At 36.9% G+C, this 13,867-nt stretch carries 17 protein-coding genes; 11 read left to right on the forward strand and 6 right to left on the reverse strand.

The genetic code is table 11. From position 1 onward, the window contains the following. Window positions 1-14 precede the first annotated feature (14 nt). Window positions 15-302 carry a transposase gene (locus AC58PQ_RS26995; protein WP_497247054.1) on the reverse strand — a complete coding sequence of 96 codons (288 nt, stop codon included), beginning with the start codon at window positions 300-302 and terminating at the stop codon, window positions 15-17. A gap of 251 nt (window positions 303-553) precedes the next feature. Here AC58PQ_RS26995 and AC58PQ_RS27000 point away from each other — a divergent pair, with 251 nt between their 5' ends. The 8 genes from AC58PQ_RS27000 (at window position 554) to AC58PQ_RS27035 (ending at window position 8,521) form a co-directional block, all read left to right on the forward strand. Beyond that, window positions 554-757, forward strand: a complete 204-nt coding sequence (locus AC58PQ_RS27000; RefSeq protein ID WP_497247056.1) for a hypothetical protein — start codon at window positions 554-556, stop codon at window positions 755-757. Next, window positions 711-1,019, forward strand: coding sequence for a zeta toxin family protein (locus AC58PQ_RS27005; protein ID WP_497247058.1), 309 nt, complete (start codon window positions 711-713; stop codon window positions 1,017-1,019). Before AC58PQ_RS27000 ends, AC58PQ_RS27005 begins: the two co-directional genes overlap by 47 nt. A gap of 234 nt (window positions 1,020-1,253) precedes the next feature. After that, window positions 1,254-1,988 (forward strand): DNA cytosine methyltransferase, encoded by a 735-nt coding sequence (locus AC58PQ_RS27010; protein ID WP_497247060.1) that lies wholly within the window; start codon window positions 1,254-1,256, stop codon window positions 1,986-1,988. 423 nt (window positions 1,989-2,411) lie between these two features. Continuing rightward, the gene (locus AC58PQ_RS27015) at window positions 2,412-2,693 is read left to right on the forward strand and encodes a hypothetical protein (protein WP_497247062.1); all 282 of its coding nucleotides are present in this window, start codon (window positions 2,412-2,414) and stop codon (window positions 2,691-2,693) included. 484 nt (window positions 2,694-3,177) lie between these two features. Then, window positions 3,178-3,897 (forward strand): hypothetical protein, encoded by a 720-nt coding sequence (locus tag AC58PQ_RS27020; protein ID WP_497247064.1) that lies wholly within the window; start codon window positions 3,178-3,180, stop codon window positions 3,895-3,897. Window positions 3,898-3,949: 52 nt separating this feature from the next. After that, on the forward strand, window positions 3,950-5,788 hold the full coding sequence (locus AC58PQ_RS27025) for a hypothetical protein (protein ID WP_497247066.1): 1,839 nt from the start codon (window positions 3,950-3,952) through the stop codon (window positions 5,786-5,788). After that, the gene (locus tag AC58PQ_RS27030) at window positions 5,754-6,749 is read left to right on the forward strand and encodes a S8 family serine peptidase (RefSeq protein WP_497247068.1); all 996 of its coding nucleotides are present in this window, start codon (window positions 5,754-5,756) and stop codon (window positions 6,747-6,749) included. The genes AC58PQ_RS27025 and AC58PQ_RS27030 overlap by 35 nt, the downstream gene beginning before the upstream one ends. A 1,106-nt stretch (window positions 6,750-7,855) precedes the next feature. Next, window positions 7,856-8,521, forward strand: a complete 666-nt coding sequence (locus AC58PQ_RS27035; RefSeq protein ID WP_497247116.1) for an alpha-L-rhamnosidase-related protein — start codon at window positions 7,856-7,858, stop codon at window positions 8,519-8,521. 287 nt (window positions 8,522-8,808) lie between these two features. Here the strand turns inward: AC58PQ_RS27035 and AC58PQ_RS27040 are convergent, their stop codons facing one another. From AC58PQ_RS27040 to AC58PQ_RS27050, 3 genes are read right to left on the reverse strand one after another with little or no spacing between them, the layout of a single operon-like run. After that, window positions 8,809-9,288 carry a small multi-drug export protein gene (locus AC58PQ_RS27040; protein WP_497247070.1) on the reverse strand — a complete coding sequence of 160 codons (480 nt, stop codon included), beginning with the start codon at window positions 9,286-9,288 and terminating at the stop codon, window positions 8,809-8,811. A 30-nt stretch (window positions 9,289-9,318) separates the two neighbouring features. After that, window positions 9,319-9,576 carry a MerR family transcriptional regulator gene (locus AC58PQ_RS27045; protein ID WP_497247072.1) on the reverse strand — a complete coding sequence of 86 codons (258 nt, stop codon included), beginning with the start codon at window positions 9,574-9,576 and terminating at the stop codon, window positions 9,319-9,321. Between the two features lie 34 nt (window positions 9,577-9,610). After that, window positions 9,611-10,249 carry a GOLPH3/VPS74 family protein gene (locus tag AC58PQ_RS27050; protein ID WP_497247074.1) on the reverse strand — a complete coding sequence of 213 codons (639 nt, stop codon included), beginning with the start codon at window positions 10,247-10,249 and terminating at the stop codon, window positions 9,611-9,613. Between the two features lie 378 nt (window positions 10,250-10,627). Here AC58PQ_RS27050 and AC58PQ_RS27055 point away from each other — a divergent pair, with 378 nt between their 5' ends. Then, a complete protein-coding gene (locus tag AC58PQ_RS27055) occupies window positions 10,628-11,077 on the forward strand; it encodes a tellurite resistance TerB family protein (RefSeq protein WP_497247076.1) in 450 nt (149 codons plus the stop codon). A 123-nt stretch (window positions 11,078-11,200) separates the two neighbouring features. Here the strand turns inward: AC58PQ_RS27055 and AC58PQ_RS27060 are convergent, their stop codons facing one another. Together AC58PQ_RS27060 and AC58PQ_RS27065 are read right to left on the reverse strand one after the other, a co-directional pair. Continuing rightward, window positions 11,201-11,455 (reverse strand): transporter, encoded by a 255-nt coding sequence (locus tag AC58PQ_RS27060; protein WP_497247078.1) that lies wholly within the window; start codon window positions 11,453-11,455, stop codon window positions 11,201-11,203. 209 nt (window positions 11,456-11,664) lie between these two features. Beyond that, window positions 11,665-11,835 (reverse strand): hypothetical protein, encoded by a 171-nt coding sequence (locus tag AC58PQ_RS27065; RefSeq protein WP_497247080.1) that lies wholly within the window; start codon window positions 11,833-11,835, stop codon window positions 11,665-11,667. Window positions 11,836-12,021: 186 nt separating this feature from the next. On the opposite strand from AC58PQ_RS27065, the gene AC58PQ_RS27070 reads away from it, so the two are divergent. Next, the gene (locus AC58PQ_RS27070) at window positions 12,022-12,747 is read left to right on the forward strand and encodes a polysaccharide deacetylase family protein (RefSeq protein WP_497247082.1); all 726 of its coding nucleotides are present in this window, start codon (window positions 12,022-12,024) and stop codon (window positions 12,745-12,747) included. A gap of 383 nt (window positions 12,748-13,130) precedes the next feature. Next, window positions 13,131-13,631, forward strand: a complete 501-nt coding sequence (locus AC58PQ_RS27075) for a hypothetical protein (RefSeq protein ID WP_497247084.1) — start codon at window positions 13,131-13,133, stop codon at window positions 13,629-13,631. The last annotated feature ends 236 nt before the right edge of the window (window positions 13,632-13,867 follow it).

Consider the following 13,867-nt stretch of genomic DNA (forward strand, 5'->3'; position numbering starts at 1 on the left):
TGGATGATACTCTTCTAAAAATAGTATAAATTATTCAGGGTTCTCTTTATGGAGACCACTGCAAAAGCCTTACTTTTGTCTGAATTGGATCTTCGAAATGGAAAAAGTATGAGATAAAGAAAAAAAGCAGTCCACTCATTAGCTGGTCTGCCATAGTATACGCAATACGAGTCTTTTACTAATTCGTGAATAAAGCCGAAACTGACTGCCCCATTAATTTTACAAAGCAGGTGATCTTTAGGAATGAGTTTATATAGTTCCGCATGAAATGATGCGGATAATTGTTTGTTAGAAGGTAACATGAAATTTCGGCACCGCTTTTCCTTTTCTTCCAGTATACAACAAACCCAGTACCTATGCGGCACTGGGTCTGTTTTTACAAATTCTGCATGCGTTTTGCAGTGATCTCTTTTTTTGGGGCTTTTTATTTAAGTAACTACTCACTAATAATCGCGGCTGCAGGAGTGGTTGCCGCTGCGCTTATACCGCACCCTTTTCGCCAATTTAACATTTTTAAAACAGCACTAACGGAAAGTCTGGGAGGGATACATTCATGAAGGAAATGAGTGATCAAGAGCTAGATCGTATTTTACAGGCAGCTACGAGGCACGCCCGAAATAAAGCAAAAGCTGCAGGAACATCGCTGATTTATGAGGAAAACGACAAAATGATTCGCGAATACCCCGATGGGAGAAAGACGCAGATTCTTCATGATGAGCATGGAAAACGAAGCGAAATTGAATACGCTGATAGATAAACCGCATATGACTATTTTCGCTGGAACAAATGGTGCGGGTAAAAGTACCATTACGGATATCCTTGCTCATCAAGTTGGTGAAGTCATCGACACAGATGCCATTGCCAAACAGATGAATCCCGAACGTCCAGAATCTGCTGCTGTCAGCAGCTGGTCGAGAAGCATTAAAGCGTGTTCAATTTGTATTGATCAAGGCCGCGACTTTTCCATCGAGACAACTTTGGCTGGTGGGAACGTATTGCGTCAAATGGAACGTGCTTAAGCTGCTGGTTTTGAAATCACCATGTAATATGTTGGACTTAAAAATGTTAATTACCATAATGAACGTGTTGCCCAGCTTGTGGAAGAAGGAGGCCACTTTATTCCGTTTTGCAAATGCTGCCGCCGAGCGAGCCTATTGCAGCTTTCTAATGATGTTGTGATATGAAATTTGTAAGAAGTACTTCAAAACTTAATTTGTAAATCAATTCTATAAAAGAAGCCAGCAAACCCTTGTTTGCTGGCTTCTTGTACTTCAAAACTTATTTGTCACCCGACAGAAACAACTACTGGATTTAATGTAGCTCTTGCAATCGACAATGATCCGATAGCTTGTGAAACGTACCAATTAAACCATCCTAATACGGTGGTCTGGTGCAAAGATATTAAAGAAGTTACAGGATCCATGATTCGTGAAATTGTAGGCAATGCAGATATTATCTTAGCCGGTGGGAGCCCCTGCCAGTCCTGGAGCGAAATGCAGGAGGATATCGGGGGCAAACAAGGGCTAGAGGATCCGCGTGGTCAGCTGATTTACGAGTATTTGCGAGTTGTCGAAGAGTTAAAGCCACGGTTTACTCTATTTGAAAATGTATCCTACTTGGTCAGTGATAAGCATCTCCCTTCATTTATGAAGTTTAAAACAGAGATGCATCGCAGATCCGGGTTACATTTGGAGTATCAGGTGCTCAACGCAATAAATTATGGCCAAGCCCAGCTTCGCGAAAGGGTCATTTTGATTGGTGGTTCAAGAGAGGCAAAGGTAAATCCCTTTCAATTTCTAAAACCGGTTGCAGGACCAGCAACTTTACGTGAGCAGCTAGAAAACGTTCCACCTTCCGAATATGCATCTTTTAACGATTTCCAGAAGGAAATCATGAGTCAAATTCCGGAAGGAAAGTGTTGGAACGTGCTTAGCCCCGATTTGGCGATGAAATTATGGAAGCACTACTACTACTACAATTGGTATTGAAATTGCCAATATAGTTTTGAAATGACAATTAAAGTTTTGAAGTAACAAACATAGTTTTGAAGTATTTGTATAGTATAGAAAAAATTTTACGTTTGGCGAGTTTGGTGGACAATATGAAATTGTCCTTAGTCAGCAGTTGTTGCGTTCATCCATTGGGTGAACGCATATTTTATTTTGTAGTAGTTGTCGGTTGAGTTGGTTTGGCGATCTCTCCTCTGCTAACTATCCAATAAGTGTTGTTTAGTTTAATATTCCTTCTTCAGTTGCCTAGGCAGAAAGAAGTACAAAGTTTGATTACAGCCTATTGGCGGTTTCAAATGTATGTATCAGAGGAGTGTATTGTAATTCAGTTTTTTGTTTACTTGCGGATAATAAATATGGCCTAGACCCGGGTTCTTGGTATGCAAAAAGCTTAAATGATAAATGGACTTTAATTTAAGGGATATAGTATCTATTGAACCGGATATATACTTTTCAACTGAACGAATGAAACTATTCCAGAATATAAAAGATAAAACAGGAGTAGGGTATAACGTTCTCTATGACCTCCTAAAGCGATATTGGTTTTATGGGAAATGCATAAACGGTCTACTACCAAATTATTTCGACGCCGGTGCAAATCTACTATGTAAAGAAAAAAATAAAAAAGAGACGGGTTTCTTCTCAGCGAATGAAAGAGAAGTAGTCCGTCTTTTTATTTTGTGAAATTACTTTGACCGAAAAACGTTTTGGCGCCATTTTTAGAAATAATTAATCTAATAAAGTATTAAAAATTATTAAAAAAGGAAAATAATCAAAGAAAGTATCACCGCAATTAGAACTAAGGAAAAAGCTCCTATTACAGTATTAATTGTCAAGTCCTTTTTATCTTTATGTTTCTTTACTATTACTACAAGATTAACAAGGAAAATAATAATAATAATTGGTAGGCCAATAATAGTAAAAGGATACAACGGACTAACTCCCAAATATAATACCTCCCTGAATGCCAAAATGAAAGTATAAACACAATATAAAGACAATGATAACAAAAATGTTATTATATGTCAAATTAAATAATAAATATTAAGCTTCGATTTATTTGTAAGAATATAATTTTAGATAAAGGTATTCACAACATTAGAATAATATGGTAATATTTGAAATGTCTTGTCGACAGACATAAAATTTTTCCGGTGGAGGGAACTATATGTTAAAAAAGAAAATTTTACTATTTTCGGCTGTTTCTCTAGCATTAATTGGATTTTCTATACCAGCTTCCGCAGCAAATAAACAATATTTGTCCAATGAAGCGTTTGTTGCTAAAGCAAACAAACTAGTTAATGTTGCAAAGAACGACCCTAAACACTTCAAGGTTGATTTTGACAATGGAGATGGTAACTATTCCATTTCCGTTTTCGGCGATGAGGATAAAAAGGAAACATTAGCTAAACTTAATCAGTTTAACGTACAATCAACACAGACTGCGACTATTAATGGTTACGGCGAAGCTTCTGCATATAGTACAAATGATATTCAATCATCTTTTACTGATAATGTAACACTAAATAATAATGGAGTATTAAACAATGATATTGGCTATTGGACTGGACAATCTTCAGGACAATATCATGGGAGCGGACATGCACCTACAAAAATTACATTATCTGATAATTTTAGTTATTCAAGTGTCGGACCTGTAGTATCATTAACTTCCTCAGCTGGTGGTGGTACGTTCACGCCAGGAACGAATTCTGGAACAATGACTTGGACACCCTCTACAAATGGATATGCGAAAATTGGATCTTATACCAATGTACGTGCTGAGGCATATGATATTTTGAATATGGCACATACCAGCACTTCTGTATTCGATTTCACCTCATTGTACTCTGTTTCTGTAAGCTCATCAGATTATACTCATTTCTAAATGGAATTAAAGGAGGGATTATTCCCTCCTTTTTTTATAGAAAGGAACAGATATGAAATATTTAATCGTACAAAAGAATAAATTAATTATTTTGATTTTGATTACTTTAATTTTCTTCACTTTACTTTCATTACAAATCTCAAGTTTTTTAGATAAAGCAAATCATAGTAATAGCCAAATAGAAATTAATCAGAAAAATTTTTTTGGTCTATTGGATAAAAAACAAGTTATGCAATTACTAAAAAGTGATTACTTTAATGGAGTATCTTACGATATGTTTTTTAGCACAAATATAAAAGATGCTTCAATCGATTTAAACTTTTTCTATTGGACAATGAAATTGACTGAGTTCGCAAACATCGATCTAAATATATATGATAATCTTAAATCCGATGTATATTCTCGATTAAAACCTTCAGTCGGGGCTAGTAATTTAGACATTCTTAAAATGAATACATATATTAAAGAAAAACTAAGAATTGACTACAATAAGAATTATATTGTTAATCAAGCTATGTTAAATTATGATTCAGATTCTGGTCTGTTTTTTTCTAAGGATAAAAATGAGGAATTGTCGAGTAAATTATCGGCTACATATAATGTTATTGACATCTTTAAATCTATGAATGTTGAAATACCCCAAAAGCCTGAATTAGTAGATCGATTAATTAAATACTATAATGATAATAATTTATTCGGTAAAACTTCTGAAAGTGAAAATCTGCTTAATAATGGTGGGTTAATAGTTCAAATTCTATCTGAATTAGGACTTTCTGAATTCCAATTAAAATTAGGACATATGGATCTAGTGAATAGAAGTGATTGGTTACAATATTGGAATACTAAAGTTAAAACAGATGTGAATAATGATTGGTTAACCATTATAACGCTATATTCATTGTATAAAATAGATTCTTTTTATGGTGTGAATTTAAATATTCAGAAAGATGTAATTCAAACCACTCTTAAACAAAATGTAAATTTTTATAGAAATGGAAATATTAATTCGAATTTTGTAAAACAACCATTAATAATGTATTTGATGCTTCAAATTCTACATGAAAATGAAATACCGTATGAAAACATTGAAGAATTAAAGGATTATCTTCAAGATCAAATAAGCACGAATTTTAGTAAGACCTCAGAACCAAAAACTGATATACAAGAAAACTATTATGGATTAAGTCTTGCAGACTCTTTAGGATTTAATTTTAATCATGAAAAAGAGATAGTTTTGTTAAAGGGAATATACAATTCACTTATAGTTGAATCCCCGAATATAAATGATCAAAAAAAGTTAGCATCGATATATTATTTATTAAAAAGTTATCAAATATTAGATTTAACATTAACAAATAAAAAAAGGGTAGTCCAAGCTGTAAATGATTATATCAATAACCTTGAAGTAAGTAATCCAAATAAAATTATATCTAATGCATCGGATCTTTATTACTCTACTGAGATTTTAAAGATATGTAATGGAAAAGTTTCTACCCCAAACAAGGTAAAAATAGAAAATTTTATATTATCGGTAAATGAAGCTTTCGCAAATAAAAGTAATATTGATTACAACATAGTAAAACTTTTTGATGTAATGGCATTCATTAAATACAAAAATGAAGGATTGGAACAAAATATTTACAATTTCGTATTAGATCTTAAAATGGATAATGCCTATAAACCAAAATTTGGTGACAAGGGTTTTATAAGTTTATATGCAACATCTCAAATAATATCTTATTTAAATACATCCGGAAAATTGGAAGAAAAAGAAAGGGGACGGGTTTTACAATATTTAAAAACCGAGTCAGTCTCCAATAATAACAGTAAATCGCTAGATGATCTGAGGTCTTTATATGAAACTTTTAAGTTACAGTCTTTGCTCTACTAAATTTAAAATATTTTCCATGATACTGGCAGTCTCATTATTATTGGGATCATTTTATTTTGTACAGATGCTACGTATTGAAGTGAAAATGAATCAAAATAATGTTCAATCAGAGGGTCTAGATATTAAAAAGTATGTTGGTTTGGATAAGAGGGAATTCAGAAACTTAAATGGAGAAAACGTTACTGTAGCAATTGTAGACTCAGGATTAAAAATAAGCTCATCATTCAGTATGACAAGAATCCTTACATTTGTTGATCTTGTAAATAATCAATCAGAGCCATATGATGATAATGGTCACGGGACGTTTGTTGCTGGAATTTTGGGGGCGAATGGAAAACTACGTGGGATTGCACCTGAAAGCAAACTAGTGATAGTAAAAGCGTTAGACGAGAATGGAGAGTGTAGTCAAGAAACTTTTATGAAATCACTAATGTGGTTGAGGGATAACATCGATAAATACAATATTAAAGTTCTCAATTTATCTATTGGCATTCCAGAAATTAGTGGTGAATATAAAAATAGAATAAACAATCTACTGAATGACATCTCAAAGAAGAATATAGTCACTATAGTTTCTGCTGGAAATATGGGGCCTAATAAGGGGACAATTCTATTTCCTGGAATGAATAATGATGTTATTACAGTAGGTTCAGTTAACGGAAATGGGACTTTTAAAATAAGTGACGACCATATAACTGATTTTACAAGTAGAGGGAATGACCTAGTAAAGCCAGATGTTTTTACACTAGGGATAGACATAACGTCCCTTGACCTTAGTGATCGCATTAAAATGGATTCAGGAACCTCATATTCGGCAGCAATAGTAACTGGAGCTTGTACACTAATAAGCCAAGCCTATCCACAAAATTCGCTTATTGACACAAGAAACTTCTTAATTAAAAATACTAGTAGTCCCTTAAGTAAAGATTTTAAAGAATTATCGTTTTTAAATGCTCAATAAAGGCACATGCCGAAATATGTAATCTTTGTGAGAGCAGTAGCATTTTCAAATGAGCCGTCCAGTGGAATTAGATCCAAACTTATTCCACCGCCCAATCCAATTCCTTGAATAAGCTCAACATAATTTTGGTCAGACTACAGGAGTTTAAGAGTCGTGGGCAAACCTTTTATCACTGGGCCCAGATTGAGTGTCTGTTACCGCCATGGTTGCCAGCGCCGCGGGGCGCTGCCTTTGAATATATTTGGGCTAGAGAGTTTAGCAGCTGAGCAGCTAAGCACACTTGTATAGATAGGGCGTTGCACATATATCATCAGTATTGAGCAATAAAAGTTTTGTTAAAAGTACTTCAAAACTTATTTGTATTTCAGGTATTCTACTCTAAAAAACCACTTCAAAACTTAATTTGTAAATCATTTTTATAACAAAAGCCAGCAAACCCTTATGTTTGCTGGCTTCTTGCACTTCAAAACTTATTTGTCACCCAACAGGTCCGAGCTTGAAAACGAAATAAGAGAAATTGAAGTTGAAATAATATTAGCCAAGGGAAAACAAAGTCAGACCATATATCGGGTTTTGCCTTTCAACGAAAATGCGAAATTGGATATATAATAAATTGTAAAATAATGTTAGTAAGTGATGATCGTTAAAGAATTCTCACAAGCAATAAGCGCATCATTAGCGTGCTAGCTGCAGTTTAATGGTAGGAGCCGATCGACCTGCCTCACCCAGCTGTAGTAGCGGTATTGACGGTTTTAATCTTTTTTTCATGTGCATCCTCTGCGCTGCATGAACGGCTAACGGGAAACGTTAGTTCAATTGAAACCAGCAGCAGTCTAGGACTTTAGTTTTAAAGTCTGGGCTCGCTGCTGTTTCTATATATAGATGAGTGGCATCTGGAAAGAGGGATAATAAAGATCGAGGTTACCCACATTATCCACATCAAAAATGTGAACAAGTAATAATGAAATGTGAATAAAATCACCGTCATACATGGCAGATACCTTAAATTAAGGTTTAAGTTGTAAAATAACTGATAAAGAACTTCATATATTAAATAAGTCTACCAAGGCTAGCTAGGCTCGGTAGTAGAGACGTACAGAAACGTCATCAATGCACTATATATCGGTTGCGTAAGCAGCGCAAATGAGATAAGGGAATTGCTCTGTGTTGCCTATGAGGATCGGCTGCCGAAATTTAAAAAGAGCTTCTTAGAGACTTTCTACGATGAGAAGGAAGCCTTATTTAGAGATTCGGAGCAGAGTACGCATCATGCACTACATGCCAATGTACTCCCTCTGCTGTTCCATATCGCTCCGAAGGGATCTGTCAGTGCCATTGTCGACATGATCCGTACCAAGCGATTCGCATGCGGGGTATATTTCTCTTACTTTGTCATGAAAGCTCTAGCGGAGGTCGCAGAGTATGAGTTGATCTATGACTTGGTCTCAGCTGATGATGAACATTCGTGGGGGAATATGCTCAAAGAAGGAGCAACGACCTGCTTCGAAGCATGGGGGAAGGACCAGAAATGGAACACCAGCCTATGCCATCCATGGGCAAGCGGACCAGTTCCAGTATTGATCGAGGATATTATAGGTTTAAAGCCTGCGAAGCCAGGGTGGCAAGAAATCGCTTTTTGTCCGAAGCTTCCTGCAACCTGGACGTCATTTTCGCTGCAGCTGAATGTTCCAACTGGCACGATTCGACTCCGTTATGAGAACGGGGTGTGGACCGAAAGCTTCCCGCCTGGTATCCCTGTGATACGGGCCTAAATCCAACGGATTTTCAGATGTAAGTTGAAAAATATGAATGAATTCGCTTCTTGCACTTCAAGACTTATTTGTCACCCAACAACAAGCGTCGCTGGTCGTTGGGGGTAGACTCATTACGTACGTTATGCTAGTTGTTCTGTATGTGCTCGGAATTCCGCGAAACGACAAAGAAAGATCCGAAGAAACCGCAGGACTTGGAGGATCGATTATATCCAAACATAAGCCCTCAGGGGATGATCCTGATGGGCTTTTTGTCGGACTATTGCTTCATTGGCCGTATGTGTTTATTATTTTATCCAATTCATGTATTGGAGGCCATATACAGAGCCAACTGTCATAAGAATCGACCAAACGACTAAACTAATCCCCATCCAAGTGATCACTCTAACTTTAGATGAACCAAGCAATAGAGCTGTTAAAGCAGCTAAATCTGTTCCAAGTATTGAGGGAGAAAGCAAAGCAAACACCGGAAGACCGTATTTCTCCCAAATATGTCTGGCTCTAGTCTCACTTTTTGAAGGCTTTGATTTCCCCTTTTTTTCTCTCCGTTTGTTACGCCATTCAGAAATTTGTCTAAAAAACATGGCAAAGACTAAAACCATAATAAAATTTCCTGCAAAAGCAACAATCCCAACGGCTACAGGTGACATCTCCAATACAATACCTAATGGAATAATGTAAAAAACATCCAGAAATGGTAATATGGATATTAAAAATAATGCGATGTATTGCCAAATTCCATCTACTTGTTGAACCCATTCAACCATTTGAACACCCCTGGTATCATAATATAATTTCTAGCCTAATTTTTCTTTAATTTGTTTAATAGTCAATCCTTCTTCTTCTTTCATTACACGAATTTCCTCAAGTCGCTTTAGTGCTAATTCACGTGGGTATCTTCTTGTCAGTCTTGTATCCTCTTGCTCAAAAGAGATCATATCCTCTTCCGTGTAATATTTAATGGTACTGTATCGAACGCCAGAAAGTTCAACCAACTCACTGATACTCACATACGCTGATGATAAAATTGTATCTAAACTTCGTTTTCTCCCCATATTTTTCACCCCTATGTTGCTGCAATACTTGAAGTTACATGCCAGAATCTAGATTTTGGAGAGCGGTATCAACCGTTTTAAATTTTTTGAATATATCCTCTTTACGCAATATCTCTAGCTTTTGCTTTAATGTTTTTTGTTCATAATCAGAAAAATAATCGTTAAGCATACTTTTCGTAGTTAAAATTGACACTAAAGCTACTGTATGTTCTTCTACATTTCCATGTTCTAATAACTCTGCTCGAATTTTCTCTACGATACGGTTCCGTGTATTGGCTACATCTGAATATTTTTTCACTGGCACAAAGAATAAAAATTCCGTATTTTCAATCTCTAGAACTCCTTTATCTACAAGGCTTTCTACAACCATTTGATAAATTCCTCTTTGGCTATAGTAAAAGTAAGAAACCCACTTGTTTAGTTTCTTTGGTTTCTCAGCAGTTATAATTTCGAGTAATCGATCAAGATATTTTTCACCTGTGGATGCTGAGTTAGAAATTCTGACAGTATCATCGTCATCAAATGTAACATTGCCATTGATAGAAAGCTCCACTATACAAGCCATTACGGTATACAAGGCAACATGCATACGAAAAATAGACTTTAGTTTATTGGTGTCGCGATCTAATGCAAGTAAGACAAACTCTTGGGGAATTGATAAATTTTTTAACATGGGAGTATCATCCTTTCGGAAATTCTTACTTACTAATTATTACTTATTACTTACTACTTACTACTTACTACTTATAATATTATGCCAAACAAAATAAGTCAAAGGGTTTATGATGCAAAGAAATCCGAAGATATTCTAAAAATAACAGAATTAATCACATTTTAATGAAAGCGATTTCGAGTTATGATTCGGATATGGTTAATAATGTGAATCGATCGAACCAATGGGGAAGTCATCTGCTATTTGTTTGCATAGCGCTGGCTTTGAAAGGTGTAGTGGTGCCTTAATTAGTGTGAGATTTCTACAAAATTTGCTAAAGTTGATAATTGTATCTAAAATATAGGGAGCGCGTAAATTAAAATAATGGAGGCTTCCTATATGAGTATTGGATTCAAATCGTGGTTGCAAAATTCCAAACAAGGCTTGACCGAACAGGTCAAAAAATTCAAAAATAAAGACTTTATGGATGCCGTAGTTGCCGGATGTGCGATTGTAGCTGCCGCTGACGGAACCATTGATGCCAATGAAAAGCAAAAAATGGCTGGATACATGAGCCGGAGTGAAGAACTAAAGGTTTTTGATATGAGCGACGTCATTGCTCGTTTCAATCACTATGTTGGAAACCTTGAGTTTGATGCCATGATCGGCAAACAAGAAGCACTAAAGTCAATTGCCAAGTTTAGTGGTAAGCCTGAGATGGGGCGAGTAATCGTTGGTGTATGTAGTGCAATCGGAGCTGCAGATGGTGACTTCGATGATAAAGAGAAAGCTGCGGTTCGTGACATATGCAATTCGCTTGGATTAAATCCTAGTGAATTCAGCTTATAAGTAACTAGAAAGAGCGCTTAGGTTATCCCTAAGAGCTCTTTTTTTTGTTTATTTTATGCTATGTGAGAATTAGCGTACAAAGCTTTACGTTCACACCCCAAAACTTATTTATCCCCCTAATATTTAATAAAGCGTAGGAATCGGAGGACACGATACGGAATCAATAAACCTTGAATCTATGCCATCAAACAACCAGAAAGATCCCGTCCATCTAAAACCTGATGTGCCAAAGGACTCTACACGAATCGGATAAAACCAGAAACTTTGGCCAGTCTTTAGCCATACATAGGTGTATTGATTCATACAGTCGATCATATAACCAGAAGAAGTTTTTGCAGGGGGATAAGCAGGCGGCGGCGGCAGTTGTTGCAAACTCATTGTTTCATTCCACTCCTTCACAAGTAGGTGTTTATCATTCCTTCTTCATGTTATGTAGGTGAGTGACTATTTGTCTGTGCTGCAGCCTATTGTTACGATTTTGTAGAGTGATTTCTGAACTATACGGAAAATGGCGAAATGAAACTAAACTACACCAACTTAAAAGGCTGCTCTCTCATCGAAATATGATGAGAAGAGCAGCCAGTTACTCAAACTTGATCTTTGGGGATACCATTTAAACTTGGTACATAATCAGCGGCCTTCTCGCTCGTTAAGGTTTGTGCTTCCTCAAGGAAATTGGCGTGATTCTGTTGATTGTTTTTACTATCTGCTCGGTTATCTGCGCGATCATATTTGGGATCGGCGTCATTTTTGGGCATTGATTTCACCTCCATCATCTCGTAGTTAGTATGAGAAGGTGACTTGTATTTTATCCCAGTTGTATGAAACTAGTTGAGTATATTACTCCTTAAATGAGTACACTATGTTTGCTATTAATTCCCTAGATGGGAGGAGAAGAGTAGAAATAATGGCATATATGTTGAAAATATAATCGGGAGGCAACAATGAGAACGATCCTAACTTTTGGTATTTGTTTTTTATTATTTCAGTCTGTTGGATACGCTGCTCACCCAAAAGACCGGTCTTATTATGAAACGCGTGGAGAAGTCGTCTGGGAAGTATCAACCGATGAGAAAGTAATCGCCTTAACATTCGATGACGGTCCTCATCCGAGTCAAACACCGCAGATCCTGGACTTACTCAAGCAGTATCATGCAAAAGCCACTTTTTTTGTGGTTGGGAATAAAGTAAAGCTCTATCCTGACGTGCTCAAACGAGAAGTAGACGAAGGACATGAGATAGCCAATCATACATATAGCCATGCGTTTCTTTCTAAACGGACAAATATGAAAAATGAAATTAATAAAGCAGAGGAAATCATTTCCTCCACCGCTGGGATTCGATGTCAGTTATTTCGTCCGCCTGGGGGTTTTTATAACGAGGGTTTAGTCAGTATTGTCAAGCAAGAAGGATATAAAATGATCATGTGGTCATGGCATTTGGATACGAGGGATTGGAGTAAGCCAGGGGTCAATAAAATTGTAAATAAAGTTTTAAACAATTCGAGCAGCGGGGATATTGTACTGTTCCACGATTACGTGGAAGGACCTAATCAGGCCGTCGAGGCTCTAAAAATGATCTTACCGGAATTGGAAAAGAGGGGGTATCGGTTTGTTACCGTCTCTGAGTTGTTAACCTTTCGGAAGGCAGTCCCTGCTAAGAATCCGTGAACGATCAAGAGGCATGCTGCTGTTGCGGCATGCCTTTGTTGATTTCATAATTTCGCTACAGCTCTCGAATCTGTTTTATCTTGTGATTTATTTCACATATTAAATTGAAACAAAGGTTTACACTAGGATTAAGGCAACTAAAGGAGGAATCAGTTATGGCGAACGATCGAGCGATGTTAATTGAGGCTAATGTTCGCTCTTATCGAGACGGGGATGCTTGGATAATTGATTTTTGTTGTGCGCATCTATGTGATCATTCACGCAGGTGTGCATCTTTGGCATGCATCACAAATGGGCAGCTAGTGTGATGTAACGCACAGCAATAACTTTTACACGATGCTAAACTAGAGGCAGAATGTAAATGAACCTTGGGAGGACTCTGTATGACGATTCAATCTAATGGCTACATGTCGGGGCTTGCTTCTTCCAACCCCGCGGAGCTTGCTTATGCGATAGATCGTTTAAAGGACGAACATTGCGAATTGAGAGAGGCTGTGAAACCTCGAAGCTGGCGCCAAGGAATTGATTCTTGTAGAGGATTCGGAGAAGGGGATTCAGCAGATCCGGACACTCCGTGTCATGACCGATCAATTCATGCAGGAGCTGGAGCATCATGCAGAGTGGGAGGAGCAGGATTTGTTTCCATGATGCCCTCTTTCTGGGTATTGGAGAAGGATCATCAACTTGGCGTTTCGTTTATAGCGTCGTTTCAAGAGGCTGTTATTGATGTCACTCCCCAAGTTGTGAAGAAGCAATTAGCGGATGCCGCAGCGCATCTAGTGCAAGCATGTCTGATCTTAAATGACCACTTTACCATGGAAGAGCAGCTTGTTTTCCCTTTAACCGAGTGGGTGTTAACCGATTTGGAGCACTTTTTTTCATAGAAGATCGTTATAAATAAAGCGCCATAGTTTCGGTTCACGCTCTAGCAGGCGTGTCCGAAAGTATGGCGCTTTTCTTGCCGCGATCAAACTTTGATTTTAACCGATTACATATAATAAGAAGAAACTCGTACTAGTGGGAGAATCGTTGATTGTTGACTCATCAAATACACTTTTCACGGATTCGATAAATCTCAGAGGCCTTTTTTGCTTTTGGGCGGAATATACAATTATTTACC

Source organism: Paenibacillus sp. J22P143 (assembly GCF_059692035.1).

Bases quoted from the DNA above. Each gene is read 5' to 3' on its own strand.
- AC58PQ_RS27060 (WP_497247078.1), bottom strand. From the start codon at position 11,455: ATGAGTTTGCAACAACTGCCGCCGCCGCCTGCTTATCCCCCTGCAAAA.
- AC58PQ_RS26995 (WP_497247054.1), bottom strand. From the start codon at position 302: ATGTTACCTTCTAACAAACAATTATCCGCATCATTTCATGCGGAACTA.
- AC58PQ_RS27030 (WP_497247068.1), top strand. From the start codon at position 5,754: ATGAAACTTTTAAGTTACAGTCTTTGCTCTACTAAATTTAAAATATTT.
- AC58PQ_RS27015 (WP_497247062.1), top strand. From the start codon at position 2,412: ATGGACTTTAATTTAAGGGATATAGTATCTATTGAACCGGATATATAC.
- AC58PQ_RS27070 (WP_497247082.1), top strand. From the start codon at position 12,022: ATGAGAACGATCCTAACTTTTGGTATTTGTTTTTTATTATTTCAGTCT.
- AC58PQ_RS27000 (WP_497247056.1), top strand. From the start codon at position 554: ATGAAGGAAATGAGTGATCAAGAGCTAGATCGTATTTTACAGGCAGCT.
- AC58PQ_RS27025 (WP_497247066.1), top strand. From the start codon at position 3,950: ATGAAATATTTAATCGTACAAAAGAATAAATTAATTATTTTGATTTTG.
- AC58PQ_RS27065 (WP_497247080.1), bottom strand. From the start codon at position 11,835: ATGCCCAAAAATGACGCCGATCCCAAATATGATCGCGCAGATAACCGA.
- AC58PQ_RS27075 (WP_497247084.1), top strand. From the start codon at position 13,131: ATGACGATTCAATCTAATGGCTACATGTCGGGGCTTGCTTCTTCCAAC.
- AC58PQ_RS27055 (WP_497247076.1), top strand. From the start codon at position 10,628: ATGAGTATTGGATTCAAATCGTGGTTGCAAAATTCCAAACAAGGCTTG.
- AC58PQ_RS27050 (WP_497247074.1), bottom strand. From the start codon at position 10,249: ATGTTAAAAAATTTATCAATTCCCCAAGAGTTTGTCTTACTTGCATTA.
- AC58PQ_RS27045 (WP_497247072.1), bottom strand. From the start codon at position 9,576: ATGGGGAGAAAACGAAGTTTAGATACAATTTTATCATCAGCGTATGTG.
- AC58PQ_RS27005 (WP_497247058.1), top strand. From the start codon at position 711: ATGATGAGCATGGAAAACGAAGCGAAATTGAATACGCTGATAGATAAA.
- AC58PQ_RS27020 (WP_497247064.1), top strand. From the start codon at position 3,178: ATGTTAAAAAAGAAAATTTTACTATTTTCGGCTGTTTCTCTAGCATTA.
- AC58PQ_RS27040 (WP_497247070.1), bottom strand. From the start codon at position 9,288: ATGGTTGAATGGGTTCAACAAGTAGATGGAATTTGGCAATACATCGCA.